This is a genomic window from Methylotuvimicrobium buryatense 5G (assembly GCF_000341735.1).
GTDB lineage: Bacteria > Pseudomonadota > Gammaproteobacteria > Methylococcales > Methylomonadaceae > Methylotuvimicrobium > Methylotuvimicrobium buryatense.
This window is the reverse complement of the sequence record NZ_KB455575.1, coordinates 2,274,895-2,294,491: the sequence shown is the minus strand read 5'-3', so window position 1 is coordinate 2,294,491 and position 19,597 is coordinate 2,274,895. Positions and strand designations below refer to the sequence as shown.

The window sequence follows — 19,597 nt, the reverse complement described above, 5'->3', positions numbered from 1 at the left end:
GACGAAGGCGTCGCTCCCACAAAGGGCGGCGAATGCTCTGTGGGAGCGATCCCCTGATCGCGATTTCGAGGCCGAGTGTCTCACGCTACAAAAAATGGTATCGAGGTCTCATTGACTAAGATTGCAGCAAAATAGTAATGCATGAGTTATGTATAAAGATGAGAGAGGGGCTAGGGGGAGATTTTTTTAAATAAATCCCCCTCAATCCCCCTTTTCCAAAGGGGGAGGTCAAGTCGCATAAGCGCCAACTTAGTGTCTATTCTATGGCGTATTTGTGGCTTTATACGTCATATCGGCATGGATTGCCGATATTCAGGTTACATGGGTGTGAAGCTAAGCAGTGCCGTCCCTGGCCCTGGATTCCGCCAATCCCTGGCGGAATGACGCGTTTTTCCTTAAGTTGGCGCCTATGAGGTCAAGTCGCCAACCAAATTAAGTTAAGTGAACAAATACGCATCAAGCATTGCACAACGCCCTAAAAAGCGTTTATCTTTTCACTTTTCACTATTCACTATTCACTATTCACAGCCCTTCTATGTTCACAGGTATTATTCTGGCAATCGGCAGCATTGCCGCGATCGAGCCTAAAGCCGGCGATTGTCGGCTTAAAATAAGCACCGGCAAGTTGCCGCTGGCCGACGCTCAATTGGGCGATAGCATCGCGGTCAACGGCGTTTGCCTAACTGCGGTCGAACTGGGCCGGGATTATTTTTATGCCGACGTATCGAACGAAACGTTGGCACGCACGACCTTGAAAACGGCGAGGGTGGGCACTCGGGTCAATCTGGAATTGGCGCTGACCCCGTCGACGCGCATGGGCGGGCATATCGTCAGCGGTCATGTCGACGGTATCGGTACGGTACTCGATAAGCAATCCGACGGCCGCTCTTATCGTTTTCGCTTCAAGGCGCCGGACAATTTGGCGAAATATATCGCCGAAAAAGGCTCCATTTGCATCAACGGCATTAGCTTGACCGTCAACGAAGTCGACGGCGCGGTGTTCGGCGTCAATATCGTGCCGCATACCTTACAGGAAACGACGCTTGGCGATACCGAAGCCGGTGATAAAGTGAATCTTGAAGTCGATTTGCTGGCCCGCTATCTGGAGCGCTTGATGGCCGGCGATTCGGCGGCGCGCGGCATGGGCGGCGTGACCGAACAATTATTGAAAAGCAGTGGCTTTCTAAACTAAATGAATACAATCGATGAAATTATAGAGGACCTGCGCCAAGGCAAAATGGTCATTATCATGGATGACGAAGACCGCGAGAACGAGGGCGATCTGGTCATGGCGGCGACTTTTACCCGTCCCGAAGATGTTAACTTCATGGCTCGCTACGGACGCGGTTTGATTTGTCTGACCTTGACCCGAGAACGTTGCCGGCAGTTGCGTTTGCCGTTGATGGTCAATGAAAACAAGACCGCGCATTCGACTAACTTTACCGTGTCGATCGAAGCGGCTACAGGGGTTACGACCGGCATTTCGGCGGCCGATAGGGCGCGCACGATTCAGGCTGCGGTCGCGTCCGATGCGCGCGCCGAAGATTTGGTACAGCCCGGTCATATCTTCCCTTTGATGGCGCAGTCCGGAGGGGTATTGAATCGTGCAGGACATACCGAAGCCGGTTGCGATTTGGCGCGTTTGGCCGGTGTGGAACCTGCCGCGGTGATCGTCGAGATTTTAAACGACGACGGCAGTATGGCCAGGCGGCCGGATCTCGAAAAATTCGCCGAGCAACATCAGTTGAAAATCGGTACGATAGCCGATTTGATCCATTACCGTATTCAGCATGAAAATACGCTCGAGCGGATCAGCGAGTGCAATTTTCCGACCGAGTTCGGCGATTTTCGTTTGTATGCTTATCAGGACCAAAACGACAATAAGCTGCATCTGGCCTTGGTCATGGGGCAGGTGGCGGGCGACGAGCCGGTTCTGGTTCGGGTGCATGGACGTAATTTATTGGATGATTTGTTTTCGTCGAAACGTAATGAAAATAGCGTATCGTTGCGCGATGCGATGCGGATTATCGCCGAGGAAGGCCGAGGCGTGATTGTCGTGATCCGGCAAAACGAGGACAATAAGTCGCTGGTCGAGCATATTCACCAGTATCAAATGCAAGATAATGGCGTGGTGAATCCGGCGTCGACCGATAGTGTCGGCGATTGGCGTTCGACAGGAACGGGATCGAGAATCCTTGCCGATTTGGGTGTGCACCGTTTAAAGGTAATCGGCACTCAGAAAAAATATGTCGGTTTGGCGGGCTTCGATTTGGAAGTCGTCGATTATGTGGGGAAGGGCGGTATTTAAATTTAGTCGCGACGAAGGCGTTGCTCCCACAAGGGTTCCGAATTCTCTGTGGGAGCGATCCCCATATCGCGATTTCGAAGTCAAGTACGTTAGGTAACAATAAATGGTATTGAAGTCACATTAGCGAAGATGGCATGACGGTAATAAGTAATGCTTGCTTCAGGCTCTAATGTGCCTCAAAAGCCTGCCATCCATGGCACTGGATTCCGCCGGTCCATGGCGGAATGACGGGATTTTTATCATTCCCACGCATGCCGTTAAAACGGCGATTACGGATCTCACGGTAATGTGTGAGAAGTCAACGGAAACGGTCTTGACACGATCGTTTCTATCGAAAAACATGAGATAGAGAGTTTAGATGTCGGCTATTAAAACCTATGAAGGCCATTTGTCAGTAAAGGGCGGTAAATTTTGCATCGTTGCATCCCGCTTTAACAGTTTTATCGTCGAGCAGTTGGAAGCCGGCGCGATCGATGCATTGGTCCGTCACGGCGCCAATCGAGACGATATTTGTCTGGTCAAGGCGCCGGGCGCATTCGAACTGCCGATGGTTGTGCAACGCATTGCTGCCGGTAAACAATACGATGCGATTATTGCCTTGGGCGCGGTGATCCGCGGTGGCACGCCGCATTTCGAATATGTTGCGGGCGAGTGTGTCAAAGGCTTGGCGTCGGTTTCGCTGCAATACGATGTGCCGGTTAGTTTCGGCGTGTTGACGGTCGATACGATCGAACAAGCGATCGAGCGTGCAGGGACTAAGGCCGGCAATAAAGGCGCGGAAGCGGCGATGTCGGCACTGGAAATGGTTAATTTATTCCAGCAGTTGGAAGCCTAATGAGCCAAGCGCGTACCAATGCGAGAAAAGCCGCCGTACAAGCGTTGTATCAGTGGCAAATGACCGGTCAAAACCTCAGTGCGATCGAAATGCAGTTTTTGGAAGAAGAACGCTTGAAAGATGCTCAAAAAAGCTATTTCAATGAATTGTTTCACGGCATTCCGAAAAGCCTCGATGTTATCGACGAAGCGTTGACGCAATTCGTCGATCGTCCGGTCGAGGCGATCGATCCGGTCGAGCGGGCGATTTTGAGAATCGGCGTGTATGAACTGATGAATCGGCTCGACATGCCTTATCGGGTCGTACTTAACGAGAGTATTAATCTAGCCAAATGCTTCGGTGCCGATGGCAGTCATCGTTATGTTAACGGCATACTCGATAAGGTAGCTCAGCAAAAGCGAGCCGTGGAAATTCAAGCGAAGAACCGAAAAGCTTCGGATGCCAACGGCTGAATTCGATCTGATCGAGCGTTTTTTCGCCGGAAAAAAATCGTTGAATGCGGTAACCGAATTGGGCATCGGCGACGATTGCGCATTGCTAAACGTGCCGGCCGGCTATCGACTATCGGTAACCGCCGATACGATGGTCGAGAATGTGCATTTTTTAGCCGGTACCGATCCATACGATTTAGGTTATAAATTGCTGGCGGTCAATTTGAGCGATTTGGCATCGATGGGTGCCGAGCCGATAGCCGTGACCTTGGCATTGACATTGCCTGATGTCGATGAATCTTGGCTCGAACGATTCGCCGAAGGTTTTTTCGAATTGGCCGCTCATTACCGCATCGACCTAGTCGGCGGCGATACCACGGCCGGTCCATTGACGCTTACGGTGCAGGCCATGGGTATAGTTCCGGCGGGTCAAGCTTTGCTCCGCTCGGGGGCGCGTCCCGGCGATGGCATCTATATGACCGGTAAACTCGGCGATGCCGGGTTAGGTTTAAAAATTGCCCAAGGACATTTTAGTTGTTCGCAGCAGCAAGGCGCACTCGAGCGCTTTAACCGGCCGAGACCGCGTGTCGAGGAAGGGCTGGAATTGCGCAATATCGCACGAAGTTGTATCGATGTGTCCGACGGTTTGGCGCAAGATTTAGGGCATATTTTGAAACAAAGCGGCGTCGGCGCTTGTCTCGATTGGGAGAAATTGCCGCTGTCGGATTCGGTTAAGGCTTATATCGAGACAACCGGTGATTGGACCATGCCTCTGCGTGCCGGAGACGATTATGAATTATGTTTTACCGTGCCGGCTGATAAAGCGGCATCATTGACAGGAAACTTTACGCGTATCGGCGTTATCGAGGATGGTCCGGGGCTTAGAATTCATCGTTTCGGCACGACGGAATTGTTGAGGGTACAAGGTTTTGAGCATTTTTCTCACTGATAAGATTGGTAAGAATGAATTAACGGCTAAGTCAATATTGACAGATCCGGTGTTGTTTTTGGCTTTCGGTTTCGGTTCGGGGTTGTTTAAAAAAGCGCCCGGAACGATGGGAACGGTGGCCGCCATCCCGGTTTGTTGGTTGTTTGTGCTTGCCGGCAATTATTTTTATTACGCTTTGACTTTGGCGGTCGTGGTTGCGGGTGTCGGAATTTGCGGAATGGCCGCGAAGAAATTAGGCGAGCATGATTTCGGCGGTATCGTTTGGGACGAAGTTGCGGGCTTATTGGTTACGATGTGTTGGGTGCCGTTTAGTTGGCCGGCATTGCTTGTCGGTTTCGTATTATTCCGGTTATTCGATATCGTCAAGCCCTGGCCGATTATCTGGGTCGATCGCAAGGTAAGCGGCGGTTTCGGTATCATGCTCGACGATATTTTGGCCGGTGTTATGTCCGGTGGAATTCTTCTGATTATTGCGGACATGGGGTGGTTGTAAGGGCGAGTCGCGATGAATTTTCATCAAGCTGAATAAAATACACCTTTCGCAATTCAAATTTCGGCAGTGCTTTAGGAAAACTGTCAGAGTGCTGTAATGAAAGTGCGCCATCATGTGTTGGACTCGATAGAATAGGTGTTGGCGCCAGGGGTACTCAGACGTCGCCGTTACCGCGTCTTGTCTAGCGAGTAATTGCCCGCTAACCCACCCGAGTCTTTCGTTATCCGGGGTGACTATAGCATCTTAATGATTGTAAGGTGCTGGGTTTGCGGTGTCTTTTACCTCCCCTCCCCCTGGTCATGAGTATCTTCATGAAAGATAACATACCAATGGATTATGTATTGATTGCAAAAATGTATTTCTCTTTATTTCAACTGGTTATAAGGGTTGTGAGGATGGTCTTGCCCGTTCTTGCATCGAATTTTGATCTACGATAGCTATACTTTTGACGTGTTTAAATGGAGATATTAGGGAATGAATAAGATAAATGAAATAGCTTTGAGTATTATTGCCATGCTAATGTCGTTTTTGTTAGTTGCTTGCCAGCAGGATGCTACCGAAACCGAAAGCCTGTCCTCTTCTGAGTCTTTGAAAGCAGAGCGGCGGCAAAACGAAGGTAGTGCGCCCATTGGCTCGGAAGATTTTTCGGATGCTTCAAACGGAAAATCTGTTTCCGAAAGATCTGATTTAAGCGATGCATTTAGGAAAATACCACGGCCCGAAGCGATTGATTTCAGTGATGAAGAAATCTTAGTCGAAGCAAGAATCAATATTGCCAGCAATGATCGTGAGTTGCGCTTGCAGGCAGTAGCGGACTTGGATCTCAATGATGCGAATGATTTGGCTTTGTTGGAGAATGTGTTGTTAAGTGATCCGAGTTCGGAGGTCAGAGAGGAGGTTGTTATGCATCTTGCGGATGGCGCTCCTGACAAGACGGCGCCTTTGTTGATGAAAGCGCTTAATGATTCCAACTCGGATGTTGTTATATCCGCGCTGGATTGGTTAAGCACGATGGATGTCAGTGATAAACCGTCTTTGATTGCAGCTTTCAAACAAATTGCCGCAACGCATCCCGATCAAGAGGTTAGAGAAGCGGCGGAAGGCGCTCTTGATATGATGGATTAAGTGAAAAAATCCTTCGCTGAATGTTAGCTTTATCGTTGTTTGCGGTTTTTGCTAGCCATATTTTGGAGTTACTCCCTTTTGATTGAAAAAACGTCTAAGAATAAAAGGCATGGGATGTGTCTATCGGGGATCGCTACCGACATCCTCGCTAGCCAGACTCCATGCCTTCATAAAGTTAGTCATTTTTTGAGTATAAAGGGAGTATATCGGGTAAGGTATACCCGTCGTAGATCAAAATTCGGCGCCTGGGTGTCCGCCAAAGGACGCCGTGAATACGTCCATGTAGGCAAGGTCTTTGTCGGACACCCAGGCACCTACTCTAGCACTCACTGCCATTAAGTTAAGCCGTTCGTGGTGAGCCTGTCGAACCATGGACGACTTAACTTATCGACCCAGGATTTTTCCATTCACCCTTCGACAGGCTCAGGGCGAACGGAAAAATCCTTAACTTAATGGCAGTGACTCTAGCACTGCCGAAATTTGAAGTGCGAAAGGTAGCAATTCCCAGTTTGAGCAGTTTCGCCGATTTTAGGGTGTGGGGTATGCCTGTCGAGGAACGCCGTAAACCCATCCATGGGGGCTTGGCGGCAGCTCGAACGCCAAGGATGGCGTGTAGTAGGGCAATGCAGGAGCAATTGCCGAGGAGCAAAAATCTGCAAGCGCCAAGGATGGCGTGAATGCAGATTTTGCAGGAGCAAAAATCTGCCCTGCTGCCGACATCCTCGCCAAGCATACCCCACACCCTTTTTGATCTCCAAATTGGGAATTGCTGTGCGAAAGGTATAGTTGTTAATTTTTGTGACGATTTAAAATCTCTTTAATTCCAATAAATAACTTGCCAAATCCAAAAATGTGTTTATAATGGCTCAAATCAATCGCGGGGTGGAGCAGCTTGGTAGCTCGTCGGGCTCATAACCCGAAGGTCGTAGGTTCAAATCCTGCCCCCGCTACCAGATTAAAAAAGGCCCCTTTTGGGGCTTTTTGTTTTTTGGGCGTTTGGATCGTTGGTTGTTTAACGAATATAGATTTTAAGGAAGAGCCATTGGCTCTTTTTTTATGTGCGTAAATAAGTGAGGAAAAATGAAGCAGGCACCTGAGCATTTGGTTAATTTGATTCAGCCGATTGTTGAAGGCTTGGGTTATGAGTGCGTTGGGATTGAATACAATCCGCATCCTCGTAATGGCTTATTGCGAATTTATATCGATAGCGAGCAAGGAATTTTAGTTGAAGATTGCTCGAAAGTCAGTCATCAAGTCAGCGGAATGCTCGATGTCGAGGATCCCATACAAGGTAATTATCAACTGGAAATATCGTCTCCGGGAGACGATCGTCCGCTATTTTCTATCCAACAATTCGAGCGCTTCATTGGGCACATGGTCTCGGTTAACTTATTCAAACCGATTGAAAAGCGCCGCAAAATTTCAGGTGTGATTCAGACGGTCGACGATGACACCGTGTTTCTCCAGGAAGGCGATCGGGTTTACGAGATTCCATTTCAAGCGATGAGTAAGGCGCGGCTGGTGCCTGAGTATTTAATTAATAAAGGAGTGCACAGTGGCAAATAAAGAAATTTTATTGGTAGTGGATGTTTTTTCGAATGAAAAAGACATCGATAAGGAAATCGTTTTCCAGGCAGTCGAGTCTGCGCTTGAAGCGGCAACGATAAAACGCTATGGTAACCAAATAAAAGCGCGTGTTTCGATCAATAGAAAAACCGGCGATTATACGACGTTTCGTAGATGGGAAGTCGTCGAGCCGGATGATGATTTCGAAAACGGTCTCGAGTTTCCCGATTCCCAGATTCTGTTGGACGATGCGCGGCAAAAAAATCCCGACATCAATGTTGGAGACTTTTTCGAGGAAGAAGTCGAGTCGGTCGAATTCGGACGAATTGCCGCTCAAACCGCCAAGCAAGTGATGATTCACAAGGTTCGTGAAGCCGAGCGCCGTAAAATAGTCGAAGCCTATACCGATAGAGTCGGCGAATTAATTACCGGCATCGTTAAGCGTATTGAGAAAGGCAGCGTTTATTTGGACCTTGGCGGCCATGTCGAAGCCTACATCGCCAAAGAAGATATGATCCCGCGCGAGTCGTTTAGAATCGGTGACCGGGTTAGAGGTTATCTTAAAGCGGTTCGCTCGGAACCGCGCGGGCCGCAATTATTTGTGACTCGCGCAGCACCTGAACTGTTGGTTGCATTGTTCCGTTTGGAAGTTCCCGAAGTCGGCGAGGGTATGATCGAGATCAAGGGCGCGGCTCGAGATCCGGGGGCAAGAGCCAAAATAGCAGTCAAGGCAAACGATCCGAGACTCGATCCGGTTGGTGCTTGCGTCGGAATGAGAGGCTCGCGTGTTCAAGCGGTATCGAACGAGCTTGCCGGCGAGCGCGTCGACATCATTTTATGGCATGAAAGCGAAGCTCAATTTGTTATCAATGCAATGGCGCCTGCCGAAATCGAATCTATCGTAATCGATGAAGATAAGCACAGCATGGACTTGGCGGTCAGCTCTGATAATTTGTCTCAGGCGATAGGCCGCGGCGGTCAAAATGTTCGCTTGGCGACCGAATTGACAGGGTGGGAGCTGAATGTAATGGATGCATCGAAAGCGCAAGAAACTAGCGGGGCTCAAGCCAATAAAACCAAGCAGTTGTTTATCGATCAATTGGGTGTCGACGAAGAAATCGCCACGATTTTGGTTGAAGTCGGATTCGATTCGATTGAAGAGATTGCATATGTTCCGGTAAATGAAATGCTGGAAATTGAAGAGTTTGATAAAGAACTGGTCGACGAATTAAAAGGTCGGGCAAAAGACGCGTTGTTAATTAGCGCAATTGCATCGGAAGAAAAAATCGAGACGGCGGAGCCTACGCAAGAATTGCTTGAAATGGAAGGCATGGATGAGGCCTTGGCTTACGAGTTGGCAAGCCAAGGCATCTTGACGTTGGATGATCTCGCGGATCAGGCGGTCGATGATTTACTGGATGTAACCGGTGTAGATGAAGAAAGAGCGGCAAAATTAATCATGAAGGCGCGTGAGCGATGGTTTGTCGAGGACCAGGACGAATTAGGATAGGGGGCAAAATATGAGTGATAAAACAGTACGGCAGTTAGCGGAGGTAGTGGGTATACCTCTAGAGCGATTATTAGAGCAACTGAAAGAAGCCGGATTATCCGCGCATGCCCCTGATGACGTAATTAATGAAGACGAAAAAGTCAAATTGCTGGCTCATTTGCGTAAGCGGCACGGTAAACCGACAGGAGAGGCGGACGCCGCGCCGAAACGGGTTACGTTGAAACGTAGGACGGTCAGCGAGCTTAAGCAAAGCAGCGCTCCGGGTAGTTCGGCAAAAACGATCAGCATCGAAGTTCGAAAAAAGAAAACCTACGTAAAACGCACTGAAGTCGCGACCGTTGCCGATGAGCCGAAAGAGTCCGAAGAAATTATAAAAACAGAGGAAGCGACTCCGGCTCAACCGATGCCGGTAAGCGCCGAGCACCCGCCGATTAGCGCTGTAGCGGAAGAAAAGGCAGTCCGAATCGAAGAAGAATTATTCGAGCGGGAAGAGCCGGTCGTCGAAGCCGTTTCTTCGGCGGTTACTGTGGGTGATATGGCCGTAGCGGATTCCGAAGTTATCGATGAAGCAGCGTTAACCGAAACTCAAGCCACTGAGCTTCGCAAGGAAAACGAGCGAAAAGCTCGGCTTTCAGAAAGCGAAAGAAAAAAAGAGGAAGAGAAAAAACGTCGCCTAGAAGCTGCGGTAGAAAAAAATGCCGAAAAAGTTCGGCAATTAGCGGCAGCCAGAATAGAAAGTCAAAAGAAAAAAAGACAAGGACAAACAGCCGGGAAAGGCAAGAAAAAAGGCAAACAAAAGGACAAGAACGGTGCTCAGACCGATTTGAAGCATCAATTCGAGAAACCGGTTGCTCCGGTTATCAAGGAAGTCGCTATTCCTGAACATATTATCGTTTCCGATTTGGCGCAAAAAATGAGTGTCAAAGCCGCCGAAGTTATCAAGCAATTGATGAAAATGGGCATGATGGCAACGATTAACCAGAGTATCGATCAGGAAACCGCAGTGCTGTTGGTCGAGGAAATGGGCCATAAAGCCATCATGCAAAGCGATGACGATTTGGAAGCCGAAATTTTGGCGGCTCTGAAGGAAGAGAGCAGTCAGGAAATGTCTCGCGCACCGATCGTTACCATCATGGGGCATGTCGATCACGGTAAAACTTCCTTGCTGGACTACATTCGTGAAACTCGCGTTGCGGCAGGTGAAGCGGGTGGTATTACCCAGCATATCGGTGCTTATCAGGTTATTACCGATCACGGTTCGGTGACCTTTTTAGATACGCCGGGACATGCTGCGTTTACCGCGATGCGTGCTAGAGGCGCCGAATTGACCGATGTAGTCATTGTAGTGGTCGCGGCGGATGACGGTGTGATGCCGCAGACTAAGGAAGCTGTCGAGCATGCGCGCGCGGCCAATGTGCCGATCATCGTCGCGATCAATAAAATCGATAAGCCGCAAGCCAATCCGGAAAAGGTTATGCAGGAAATGTCCACGATTAATGTGGTACCCGAGGAATGGGGCGGAGATGTGCAGTTCATCAAGGTATCGGCAAAAACCGGCGAAGGTATCGACGATTTGATCGAAGCGTTGATCTTGCAAGCCGAAATACTGGAGTTAACGGCTCCGGTGGAAGGGTCGGCTTCGGGTATCGTTATCGAATCCAGGCTTGATAAAGGTCGTGGAGCGGTTGCAACGATTCTGGTGCAGCGAGGCATGCTGGAAAAAGGGCAATTCGTTTTGTGCGGTCATGAATACGGCCGTGTCAGGGCAATGTTTAATGAAAACGGGAAAACCGTCAAGGATGCAGGTCCAAGTACGCCGGTTGAGATTCTCGGTCTTTCGGGTACCCCGAATGCCGGCGACGAATTTTTGGTCGTGCAAAACGAGCGTGCGGCTCGGGAATTGGCCGAGCATCGTGAAGATAAGAGCAAAATCAGCCGCATGGCCGCGCAGCAAGCCGCTAAATTGGATCAAGTGTTCTCAAAAATGGCGACTGGCGAAACGGCCAGTTTGAACTTGGTGATTAAAACCGATGTTCAAGGTAGTTTGGAAGCCTTACGCGAATCCTTGATTAAGCTGTCCTCGGACGAAGTCGAGGTTAAGGTTGTTTATGGCGGCGTCGGCGGCATCAACGAAGGCGATGTCAATTTGGCGCTGGCTTCCGGGGCGATTTTGATCGGCTTTAACGTTCGTGCGGACACCGCCGCGCGTAAATTGATCGAAGAAAAAGATGTCGACTTGCATTACTACAGTGTGATTTATCAAGCGATCGATGAGGTAAAAAGCTCGATAAGCGGCATGCTGGCGCCCGAGATCAAAGAGACTATCGTCGGCTTGGCCGAAGTTCGGGATGTGTTCCGTTCGCCGAAATTCGGTGCGGTGGCAGGATGTATGGTCGTCGAAGGCTTTGTCAAACGTAACCTGCCGATTCGCGTATTGCGTGAAAACGTCGTTATTTACGAGGGGCAACTGGAATCGTTGCGCCGCTTTAAGGATGACGTTGCCGAAGTCAAAATGGGCATGGAGTGCGGTATCGGCGTTAAAAACTACAACGATGTCAGAGTCGGAGACCATATCGAGGTTTTCGAACGCATTGAAGTGAAACGGGAGTTATAGCGCCATGGCCAGAGAGTTTAGCCGTAGCGCACGGGTTTCATCCCAAATCCAAAAGGAGCTTGCGCTTATTCTACAGCGAGAGCTTGACGGGAAGCGGGTAGGATTCGTTACGGTTAATGAAGTCGTTATTAGCAAGGACTTGGCCGTTGCCAAAATCTATGTCACGGTGCTTAATGCCGACGATCAGGGGAAAAAAGACAGTATTAAGTATCTGAACGGTGCGACGCCTTTTATTAGAAGCGAATTGTGCAAACGTATGCGTTTGCGCAATATACCGGAATTACGCTTTTATTATGACGATAGCTTTGAAACCGGTATGCGCGTAGCAGAGTTGTTAAGCGATCCGAAGGATAACAAAGAGGATTGATCGGAATGGCAAAGCGTAAAAACGGGCGCGATATTCATGGAATATTGCTGCTCGATAAGCGCCTCGGTGTTTCGTCGAACAGAGCCTTGCAGGAAGTCAAGCACTTGTTCAATGCGAACAAGGCCGGGCATACAGGCAGTCTCGATCCTTTAGCATCGGGATTATTGCCGATATGTTTCGGCGAAGCGACCAAGGTTTCCGGCTTCATGCTCGATGACGATAAGCGTTACCAAGTCGTCGTTCGTTTGGGCGTGGTTACCGATACCGGCGATGCGGAAGGGCAGGTGCTAAAAACACGCCCGGTTCCGCCTCTGTCTGAGGATGAAATTCTGGCTTGTCTGAAAAGGTTCACAGGCGATATCGAACAAGTGCCGCCGATGTATTCGGCGCTTAAGCTTAACGGCAAAAAGCTTTATGAATTGGCCAGGCAGGGCAAGTCCGTCGAACGCAAGGCTCGTCCGATTACGATATACAAAATTAAGTTGTTGGATCGTCAAGAGGCGCTTCTGACCTTGGATGTTTGGTGTTCGAAAGGCACTTATATCAGAACCCTGGCGGAAGATATCGGCGAGCAACTCGGTTGCGGCGGGACGGTTATCGAGCTTCGCAGGCTGGCATCCGGCCGCTTTGTCATCGACGAGGCCAAATCGATCGAGCAATTGCAGGCAATGAGCGAAAGCGAATTGATGAATTGCTTGATTCCGGTCGATAAGCCGATCGACTCGATACCGGCTGTCGATTTGTCCGAAGAACAGGCAAATGCTATTAAGCAAGGGCAAAGTTTGACGCTTAAAAATTCGTTGGAGGGGCCCGTGCGAATGTACACGGGGCGGCAATTTTTAGGTTTGGGCGAAATGTTTTTGGATGGTAAACTAGCGCCGAAAAAATTATTCAATATGAGTCCATCATAATTTACTGATTTCCGAATAGTTTTGTTTCTGCACCCTATTGCGGAAACACATTATCCTGGCACCGAACTCGGTGCTTTGTATTTTTTATAAACAATATTAATCTTATAGGGGTTAAATAGAAATGCCATTTACCGCGGAACAAAAAAAAGCAGTCGTTGAAGAATATCGTTTGAACGAAACCGATACCGGATCTCCGGAAGTGCAAGTCGCATTACTGACAGCGCACATTCTTCACTTGACGCCGCATTTTGCCGAACATAAAAAAGATAATCATTCTCGTCGCGGTTTACTGCGGATGGTTAATCAGCGCCGCAAGTTGTTGGATTACTTGAAAAATAAAGACATAAACCGTTATCGCTCATTGATCGAGCGCTTAGGATTGCGTAAATAAGAATAAAAAAAGAACGGCCTGAAATTACTATTCTGTGCCGTTCTTTCATTTGTAAGGAAAGCAATAAACCGATTTTGATAACAACCCTTAACCTATAGGAACTGTATAGTGAATCCGATTCGGAAAGAATTTCAGTATGGCGATCAGCTCGTTACGCTGGAAACCGGTGAGATAGCTCGTCAGGCGGACGGCGCTGTAATGATCGACATGGAGGGGACCACCCTTCTAGTGACAGTCGTTGGAAAAAAAGAAGCAAACAGCGGCGGAGATTTTTTTCCATTGACTGTCAATTATCAGGAAAAATCTTTTGCCGCGGGTAAGATTCCCGGCGGTTTCTTTAAGCGAGAAGGCCGACCAAGCGAAAAAGAAACGTTAACCTCCCGTCTCATCGATCGTCCAATCCGCCCCTTATTTCCGGATGGCTTTACCAACGAAGTTCAAATCATAGCCACCGTTCTTTCACTGAATCCCGAAGTCGATCCCGAAATTCCTGCCTTGATCGGAGCTTCTGCAGCGTTATCGATTTCAGGGTTACCCTTCAACGGTCCTGTCGGCGCGGCGAGGGTGGGTTATAAAGCCGGACAGTATTTATTGAATCCGACGCCCTCTTCATTAGCTGAGTCGCAATTGGAATTAGTTGTTGCCGGTACCGAACATGCGGTACTCATGGTCGAATCCGAAGCGCAATGTTTGTCCGAGGAAGTGATGCTTGGTGCCGTATTGTTCGGTCATGAGCAAATGCAAACTGCTATCGTTGCAATTAAAGAACTTGCCGCTATGGTTAACAAGGCGCCGATGGCCTGGCAACCGGTGGCTGCTAACACCGAGCTGGAATCTTTGGTGGTAGCTGAAGTGGAAGCCGGAATTAAGGCGGCATATCAAGTCCCTGAAAAACTGGTCAGACAAGAGCAACTGAAAGAAATCAGAAATGCTGCAGTCGATAAGTTGATGGCTGATGAGCAATATAGCGAATCCGACATTCGCGGCATCATCGAAAATCTCGAAAAGAAAATCGTACGCGGTTCGATTCTTGAAGAAGGCAAGCGCATTGACGGCCGCGACCTGAAAACGGTCAGACCTATTTCAATTCGTACCGGCGTATTGCCGAGAACTCACGGTTCGGCGTTGTTTACCCGCGGCGAAACGCAGGCTCTGGTTGTCGCGACCTTGGGAACCGAACGCGACTCGCAGATCATCGATGCTTTGGAAGGCGAATACCGTGAAAGTTTCATGCTGCATTACAACTTCCCTCCTTATTGTGTCGGTGAAACCGGTTTTGTCGGTTCTCCGAAACGCCGAGAAATCGGCCACGGCCGCTTAGCTAAACGCGGCGTTCAAGCCGTATTGCCGAACATGGATGAATTCCCCTATGTCGTGCGCGTCGTTTCCGAAATTACCGAGTCGAACGGCTCAAGTTCGATGGCGTCGGTGTGCGGGAGTAGCTTGGCGCTGATGGACGCGGGCGTGCCGATCAAGTCGCCGGTCGCGGGTATCGCGATGGGTTTGATTAAGGAAGGCGATCAATTCGCAGTATTATCCGATATCATGGGCGATGAAGATCATTTGGGCGACATGGACTTCAAAGTCGCCGGTTCGGAAGACGGCGTTACCGCACTGCAGATGGATATCAAGATCGACGGTATTACCGCCGAGATCATGAAAACCGCACTCGAACAAGCCAAGCAAGGCCGCTTGCATATTTTGGGCGAAATGAATAAAGCGCTGTCCGAGACCCGCGGACAAATGTCCGATTATGCGCCGCGTATTATTTCGTTCAAAATCGATCCAAGTAAAATCCGCGAAGTCATCGGTAAAGGCGGTGCAACGATCCGTAGTATCACCGAACAAACCGGAGCCAGCATTGATTTGACCGATGACGGCGTCGTCAAAGTTGCTTCAGTCGATAAACAAGCTGGAGAAGAAGCACGTCGTTTAATCGAGGAAATTACCGCGGAAGTCGAAGTCGGAAAAACCTACGAAGGCAAGGTTGCTCGATTGATGGACTTCGGCGCATTCGTGACGATTCTGCCGGGCAAAGACGGTTTAGTGCATATTTCTCAGATTTCCGATGAGCATGTCGACAAGGTTAGCGATAAGCTTTCCGAAGGCGATGTCGTCAAAGTCAAAGTATTGGAAATCGATAGACAGGGTCGTGTCAGATTGAGCATGAAAGCTGTTGATATCGAAGAGTAGTTCGAAGAAGCACTGACGAATTGAAAAGGGCCCGAACGGGCCCTTTTTTGTTCCGGAAATTAATCCAAGAAAAACTATTTCACCATGAAGAGCATGAAGAAATTCGTACAGTACACTGTGCGTACCTAGCTTAACAGGATATTTGGCGAGCATTCCTTGGCGGGTTGGAGTTTACAACCCCGTACTAAAAGTTTCGACCGAGGCCAAAGCAAAGCGCCGTAGGGTGCGCATCGCACACCATTCCACGGTGGCTAACCGACAAGAAGCCTTGACTCAGGTGCACGATGCGCACCCTACACCTGGCGCTTAATAGCCTATGAACACCAACAATTTCAAAAATATTTCAGTTTAAAAAGCGGGACCACAGCAGTTAAGCTACCGAATTTAGGTTAATGGGTTGGTATTTAAAAGACGTCTTGCGTTATGCCGATCGATAAAACCGGTTTATTCAGGGCATTGCTATTTCCCTGAAAATGGCGTAAAAACTAAGCTCCATCGTTGATGGTAGCTAGGCAAGGGCAACTTTGTCCTTTTTATTGTCCGGATTAAAAAACTCAGTAGGGGTGTTAATAATAACTCTAGATTTCCGCTACTGATTCCTGACAAGAATAATTTTTATATTTAGGAGAGTCACATGAGTAAATTTTTAAAAATCGCTTTATTTTCAGCTCTGTCGTTAACTGCGGTAGGCGTTGCTCAGGCCAATGATGTTTTCAATAAGAATTGCGCCTCTTGTCATGCCGGCGGTAAAAACGTCATGAATCCGGATAAAACATTGACTTCGGAGAGTTTGGAAAAAAACGGAGTGAATTCTTTGGATGCAATCAAAAAACTGGTTTCTGAAGGCAAGGCTCCAATGCCGGGATTCGCATCGACTTTGAGTAAAGAGGAAATCGAAAGCGTTTCGGCGTATGTCCTGGAACAGGCTAAAAAAGGCTGGTAATTGTCCTGAAGGCCGGGGGGGCTTCCGTGCGTCCCGGCCTGTACCCATTGCACCCTTTCAAAATCGTTCAAAGAAACAGCTTCTGAGGGAGCGACGCCAACGTCGCCACCTATCGGGCCGACTGGTTAAATGATTCATATACTCAGGGAGTGCATCGCGTACCATTTCGCAATTCTTCTTGAGGGTTTCGTAACAAATAACTTCCCGATTTATATCATTGTTATACATAAATTGTAGGGTTCGCTCTGCGTCACTGCCATTAAGTTAAGCCGTCACAGAAATGAGTAATGCTTGCATTAAGGCCCTGCCGTGACTCAAAAGCTTGCCATCCATGGCACTGGATTCCGCCAGTCCATGACGGAATGACGGGTTTCATCTAACTTAATGGCAGTACCATGGTAGCCCCACGAATGCTAACACAGGCCCTTATGGTTTGTGATCTGGGTATATACCCTTTGCTCGTCAAATTTCGGCGTCGGGGTGCCCGTCAAAGGACGCCGTAAATACGTCCATGTAGGCTCTATGATAGCATCCATGCTATCAAAGCCTTTGCCGAACACCCTGGCACCTCCATAGGCTAATGTCGAAATTTGAAGTGCGAAAGGTATACGTCCATGTAGGCTCTATGACAGCATCCATGCTGCCAAAGCCTTTTTCAAAGGGGGAGGCCAATAATTACGCCTGAATTTCGGTAAATTGCTAACGGGGTCTGATACTTACGAATTGGGTGCTTAGCGGGATGAAGGTACGCGCAGCGTACCCTACAATTAATGTATAACGATAAACTTGCGAGGGATTTGAGCAAAGCGTGAGAACCATTTAGGGAGGCTATTTTTTACCGTATCCTGAGTTACCAAGCCTAAAAAGGGTATGCAATGCATACCCTGCGACTCACTTTAAGTTTTTACCTCAGGATTATTTTGTAAAAGCTGGATACGGTCATAAGTCGAATCTTGCGCAAATTTTCTTAATGCTATAGATTGCCGCCTTTGCGGACTTTCTTTATTTTGTATGAATCCGATTTTGATATCTATCGCTTTATTGGTTTGCAGTAACGTGTTCATGACATTTGCCTGGTACGCGCATTTGAAGGAGTTGAGCGGTAAGCCTTGGATTATCGCTGCAATGTTGAGTTGGTCTGTGGCCTTGTTTGAATATTTACTTCAGGTGCCGGCCAATCGGATCGGTTATCAGGCATTGAATATCGGACAACTTAAAATCATGCAGGAAATCATTACCTTGAGCGTGTTCGTGCCGTTTGCATTTTTTTATTTAAAGGAACCGCTGAAGCTCGACTACCTGTGGGCGGGTTTGTGTATTTTAGGTGCGGTGTTTTTTATGTTCAGAGAAAAGTTGTTCCCGTAATTAGGCGGAATTATAACTTTCGCACTTCAAATTTCGGCGCCGAATTTTGATCTACGTACAGTATTTCCAACCCGCTATTTCATTTCCCAGGCGGAGCCCATGCATTCTTTATATATAGTTGTCGATCGCCTGGAAGACTGGGCGCCTTATTACCCGAGTAGCGATCTCGTTACAGTCGAGGTTTATCTGTCATTGCCGGAAAGTAAAAAAGCCGGTAAAACACAGGTAATCAATCTATGCCGAGATTATGATTATCTCGGTACCGGTTATTATTGTTCGCTGCTGGCCGAAGCGCGCGGCCAACGGGTAATTCCGTCGATTCGCAGCATCAACGATTTGGCCAACCATCATTATTATCGTCTTTACGATAATAATCTCGATAAGTACTTGGGTAAACATCCGGCAGGTTGCGGGCAGCCCGATAAGGAATATTTTGGGATAAAAATTTTTTTCGGTAAGGTGTCTTATCCGCCGCTTGAAAAATTGGCCAGGCGTTTGTTTGAGCTTTATCCCAGTCCGATTTTAAATGTCGAATTCAAGCGGGGCGAACGTTGGGAAATCGTTGGGATTACGCCGGGAAATCTAGCCGAATTGAATGAAAACGAACAAAATCAATTTGCGGAAGCGATCGATGCCTACAGTCGTAAGATTTGGCGCAAACCCCGTTCACGCAAACGGTTTCGCTTCGAAATGGCGATTCTCTACAATCCGCAAGAGGAGTTTCCTCCGAGCGATACGAAAGCCCTGAAAAACTTCATCAAAGCAGGTAATGAGCTGGGTCTGGATGTCGATCTGATCGATAAAGACGATTTCGCGCGGCTTTTAGAGTACGATGCCTTGTTCATTCGTGAAACCACCGCGATCGATCATCATACCTACCGTTTTGCCAAACGGGCGGAGAGTGAAGGCTTGGTGGTCTTGGACGATCCCGATTCGATTCTGAAATGTGCGAATAAGGTATTTTTGGCCGATTTATTGAGTGCGCATGGTGTTCCGACGCCCAAAACTCAGTTGATCATACGCGACAAGCCGTTGGATTTTGACGAATTGGAACAGAGCTTCGGTTATCCTCTCGTGCTCAAGATTCCTCACGGTTCGTTTTCGCGCGGTGTGGTCAAGGCGCATGGTCGCGAAGAGTTGGAAAACCAATGCCGCGAGTTATTTAGAGAGTCCGCTATATTGTTGGTGCAGGAGTATGTGTTGACCGACTACGACTGGCGGATCGGTTTTTTGAACAACCGGCCGATTTATGCCTGTAAATATTTTATGGCGCGCGGGCATTGGCAGATCTACAACCATAGTAGCGATAAAGCCAAAGGTAAAAGCGGCGGCTTCGAAACGTTGGCTATTCACGATGTGCCGAAGGATGTCGTCAAAACCGCAGCGAAAGCGGTTAAGCTGATCGGTGACGGATTTTACGGTGTCGATATGAAACAAATCGCAGGCCGTAACGTGATTATCGAGATCAACGATAATCCGAGTATCGATAGCGGTGTCGAGGACGATTATTTGGGCGAGGATTTGTATCGCATCATCATGGAGGAGTTCGTGCGCCGATTGGAGCGCAAACATAGTGCTTATGCTTGAGACAGGAAA

General features: G+C 48.5%; 18 protein-coding genes and 1 tRNA gene. 18 read left to right on the top strand and 1 reads right to left on the bottom strand.

Features of this window, described 5'->3' with window-relative positions; all coding sequences use genetic code 11:
• Nucleotides 1-535: 535 nt before the first annotated feature.
• The 16 genes from METBU_RS0110110 (at nucleotide 536) to METBU_RS0110025 (ending at nucleotide 16,636) form a co-directional block, all read left to right on the top strand.
• A complete protein-coding gene (locus METBU_RS0110110) occupies nucleotides 536-1,192 on the top strand; it encodes a riboflavin synthase (protein ID WP_017840512.1) in 657 nt (218 codons plus the stop codon).
• Nucleotides 1,193-2,308 carry a bifunctional 3,4-dihydroxy-2-butanone-4-phosphate synthase/GTP cyclohydrolase II gene (gene ribBA / locus METBU_RS0110105; protein WP_017840511.1) on the top strand — a complete coding sequence of 372 codons (1,116 nt, stop codon included), beginning with the start codon at nucleotides 1,193-1,195 and terminating at the stop codon, nucleotides 2,306-2,308.
• 358 nt (nucleotides 2,309-2,666) lie between these two features.
• Entirely contained in the window at nucleotides 2,667-3,143 is a 477-nt protein-coding gene (gene ribH / locus METBU_RS0110100; RefSeq protein ID WP_014149346.1) for a 6,7-dimethyl-8-ribityllumazine synthase, read from the top strand.
• On the top strand, nucleotides 3,143-3,595 hold the full coding sequence (gene nusB / locus METBU_RS0110095; RefSeq protein WP_017840510.1) for a transcription antitermination factor NusB: 453 nt from the start codon (nucleotides 3,143-3,145) through the stop codon (nucleotides 3,593-3,595). The genes ribH and nusB overlap by 1 nt, the downstream gene beginning before the upstream one ends.
• Nucleotides 3,582-4,523: a thiamine-phosphate kinase gene (gene thiL / locus METBU_RS0110090; RefSeq protein WP_017840509.1), complete on the top strand. Its 942-nt coding sequence runs from the start codon at nucleotides 3,582-3,584 to the stop codon at nucleotides 4,521-4,523. The genes nusB and thiL overlap by 14 nt, the downstream gene beginning before the upstream one ends.
• Nucleotides 4,504-5,016 carry a phosphatidylglycerophosphatase A family protein gene (locus METBU_RS0110085; RefSeq protein ID WP_017840508.1) on the top strand — a complete coding sequence of 171 codons (513 nt, stop codon included), beginning with the start codon at nucleotides 4,504-4,506 and terminating at the stop codon, nucleotides 5,014-5,016. Before thiL ends, METBU_RS0110085 begins: the two co-directional genes overlap by 20 nt.
• 474 nt (nucleotides 5,017-5,490) lie before the next feature.
• Complete coding sequence (locus METBU_RS0110080; protein ID WP_017840507.1) at nucleotides 5,491-6,141, top strand: HEAT repeat domain-containing protein; 651 nt, start codon at nucleotides 5,491-5,493, stop codon at nucleotides 6,139-6,141.
• A gap of 876 nt (nucleotides 6,142-7,017) precedes the next feature.
• A tRNA-Met gene (locus METBU_RS0110065) sits at nucleotides 7,018-7,094 on the top strand.
• A 127-nt stretch (nucleotides 7,095-7,221) separates the two neighbouring features.
• Nucleotides 7,222-7,707: a ribosome maturation factor RimP gene (gene rimP, locus METBU_RS0110060; RefSeq protein ID WP_017840504.1), complete on the top strand. Its 486-nt coding sequence runs from the start codon at nucleotides 7,222-7,224 to the stop codon at nucleotides 7,705-7,707.
• On the top strand, nucleotides 7,697-9,217 hold the full coding sequence (gene nusA, locus METBU_RS0110055; protein WP_017840503.1) for a transcription termination factor NusA: 1,521 nt from the start codon (nucleotides 7,697-7,699) through the stop codon (nucleotides 9,215-9,217). Before rimP ends, nusA begins: the two co-directional genes overlap by 11 nt.
• A gap of 10 nt (nucleotides 9,218-9,227) precedes the next feature.
• Nucleotides 9,228-11,831, top strand: coding sequence for a translation initiation factor IF-2 (gene infB, locus METBU_RS0110050; protein WP_017840502.1), 2,604 nt, complete (start codon nucleotides 9,228-9,230; stop codon nucleotides 11,829-11,831).
• A gap of 4 nt (nucleotides 11,832-11,835) precedes the next feature.
• Nucleotides 11,836-12,198: a 30S ribosome-binding factor RbfA gene (gene rbfA / locus METBU_RS0110045; protein WP_017840501.1), complete on the top strand. Its 363-nt coding sequence runs from the start codon at nucleotides 11,836-11,838 to the stop codon at nucleotides 12,196-12,198.
• Nucleotides 12,199-12,203: 5 nt separating this feature from the next.
• On the top strand, nucleotides 12,204-13,109 hold the full coding sequence (gene truB / locus METBU_RS0110040; RefSeq protein ID WP_017840500.1) for a tRNA pseudouridine(55) synthase TruB: 906 nt from the start codon (nucleotides 12,204-12,206) through the stop codon (nucleotides 13,107-13,109).
• Between the two features lie 121 nt (nucleotides 13,110-13,230).
• Nucleotides 13,231-13,500, top strand: a complete 270-nt coding sequence (rpsO, locus tag METBU_RS0110035) for a 30S ribosomal protein S15 (protein ID WP_014147431.1) — start codon at nucleotides 13,231-13,233, stop codon at nucleotides 13,498-13,500.
• Between the two features lie 108 nt (nucleotides 13,501-13,608).
• A complete protein-coding gene (gene pnp / locus METBU_RS0110030; RefSeq protein WP_017840499.1) occupies nucleotides 13,609-15,693 on the top strand; it encodes a polyribonucleotide nucleotidyltransferase in 2,085 nt (694 codons plus the stop codon).
• Nucleotides 15,694-16,327: 634 nt separating this feature from the next.
• Nucleotides 16,328-16,636, top strand: a complete 309-nt coding sequence (locus METBU_RS0110025) for a c-type cytochrome (protein ID WP_017840498.1) — start codon at nucleotides 16,328-16,330, stop codon at nucleotides 16,634-16,636.
• Between the two features lie 896 nt (nucleotides 16,637-17,532).
• Here METBU_RS0110025 and METBU_RS28065 read toward each other — a convergent pair.
• Nucleotides 17,533-17,700 (bottom strand): hypothetical protein, encoded by a 168-nt coding sequence (locus tag METBU_RS28065; protein ID WP_017840497.1) that lies wholly within the window; start codon nucleotides 17,698-17,700, stop codon nucleotides 17,533-17,535.
• Here METBU_RS28065 and METBU_RS0110020 point away from each other — a divergent pair.
• Nucleotides 17,699-18,001: a DMT family protein gene (locus tag METBU_RS0110020; RefSeq protein WP_017840496.1), complete on the top strand. Its 303-nt coding sequence runs from the start codon at nucleotides 17,699-17,701 to the stop codon at nucleotides 17,999-18,001. The two genes, METBU_RS28065 and METBU_RS0110020, sit on opposite strands and share 2 nt — an antisense overlap.
• 99 nt (nucleotides 18,002-18,100) lie before the next feature.
• Nucleotides 18,101-19,588, top strand: a complete 1,488-nt coding sequence (locus METBU_RS0110015; protein ID WP_017840495.1) for a RimK family protein — start codon at nucleotides 18,101-18,103, stop codon at nucleotides 19,586-19,588.
• Nucleotides 19,589-19,597 lie beyond the last annotated feature (9 nt).

What these genes read in the sequence shown, in the direction of transcription:
- METBU_RS0110110 (WP_017840512.1), top strand. Translation starts at nt 536, where the DNA reads ATGTTCACAGGTATTATTCTGGCAATCGGCAGCATTGCCGCGATCGAG.
- ribBA (WP_017840511.1), top strand. Translation starts at nt 1,193, where the DNA reads ATGAATACAATCGATGAAATTATAGAGGACCTGCGCCAAGGCAAAATG.
- ribH (WP_014149346.1), top strand. Translation starts at nt 2,667, where the DNA reads ATGTCGGCTATTAAAACCTATGAAGGCCATTTGTCAGTAAAGGGCGGT.
- nusB (WP_017840510.1), top strand. Translation starts at nt 3,143, where the DNA reads ATGAGCCAAGCGCGTACCAATGCGAGAAAAGCCGCCGTACAAGCGTTG.
- thiL (WP_017840509.1), top strand. Translation starts at nt 3,582, where the DNA reads ATGCCAACGGCTGAATTCGATCTGATCGAGCGTTTTTTCGCCGGAAAA.
- METBU_RS0110080 (WP_017840507.1), top strand. Translation starts at nt 5,491, where the DNA reads ATGAATAAGATAAATGAAATAGCTTTGAGTATTATTGCCATGCTAATG.
- rimP (WP_017840504.1), top strand. Translation starts at nt 7,222, where the DNA reads ATGAAGCAGGCACCTGAGCATTTGGTTAATTTGATTCAGCCGATTGTT.
- infB (WP_017840502.1), top strand. Translation starts at nt 9,228, where the DNA reads ATGAGTGATAAAACAGTACGGCAGTTAGCGGAGGTAGTGGGTATACCT.
- rbfA (WP_017840501.1), top strand. Translation starts at nt 11,836, where the DNA reads ATGGCCAGAGAGTTTAGCCGTAGCGCACGGGTTTCATCCCAAATCCAA.
- truB (WP_017840500.1), top strand. Translation starts at nt 12,204, where the DNA reads ATGGCAAAGCGTAAAAACGGGCGCGATATTCATGGAATATTGCTGCTC.
- rpsO (WP_014147431.1), top strand. Translation starts at nt 13,231, where the DNA reads ATGCCATTTACCGCGGAACAAAAAAAAGCAGTCGTTGAAGAATATCGT.
- METBU_RS0110025 (WP_017840498.1), top strand. Translation starts at nt 16,328, where the DNA reads ATGAGTAAATTTTTAAAAATCGCTTTATTTTCAGCTCTGTCGTTAACT.
- METBU_RS0110020 (WP_017840496.1), top strand. Translation starts at nt 17,699, where the DNA reads ATGACATTTGCCTGGTACGCGCATTTGAAGGAGTTGAGCGGTAAGCCT.
- METBU_RS28065 (WP_017840497.1), bottom strand. Translation starts at nt 17,700, where the DNA reads ATGAACACGTTACTGCAAACCAATAAAGCGATAGATATCAAAATCGGA.
- METBU_RS0110015 (WP_017840495.1), top strand. Translation starts at nt 18,101, where the DNA reads ATGCATTCTTTATATATAGTTGTCGATCGCCTGGAAGACTGGGCGCCT.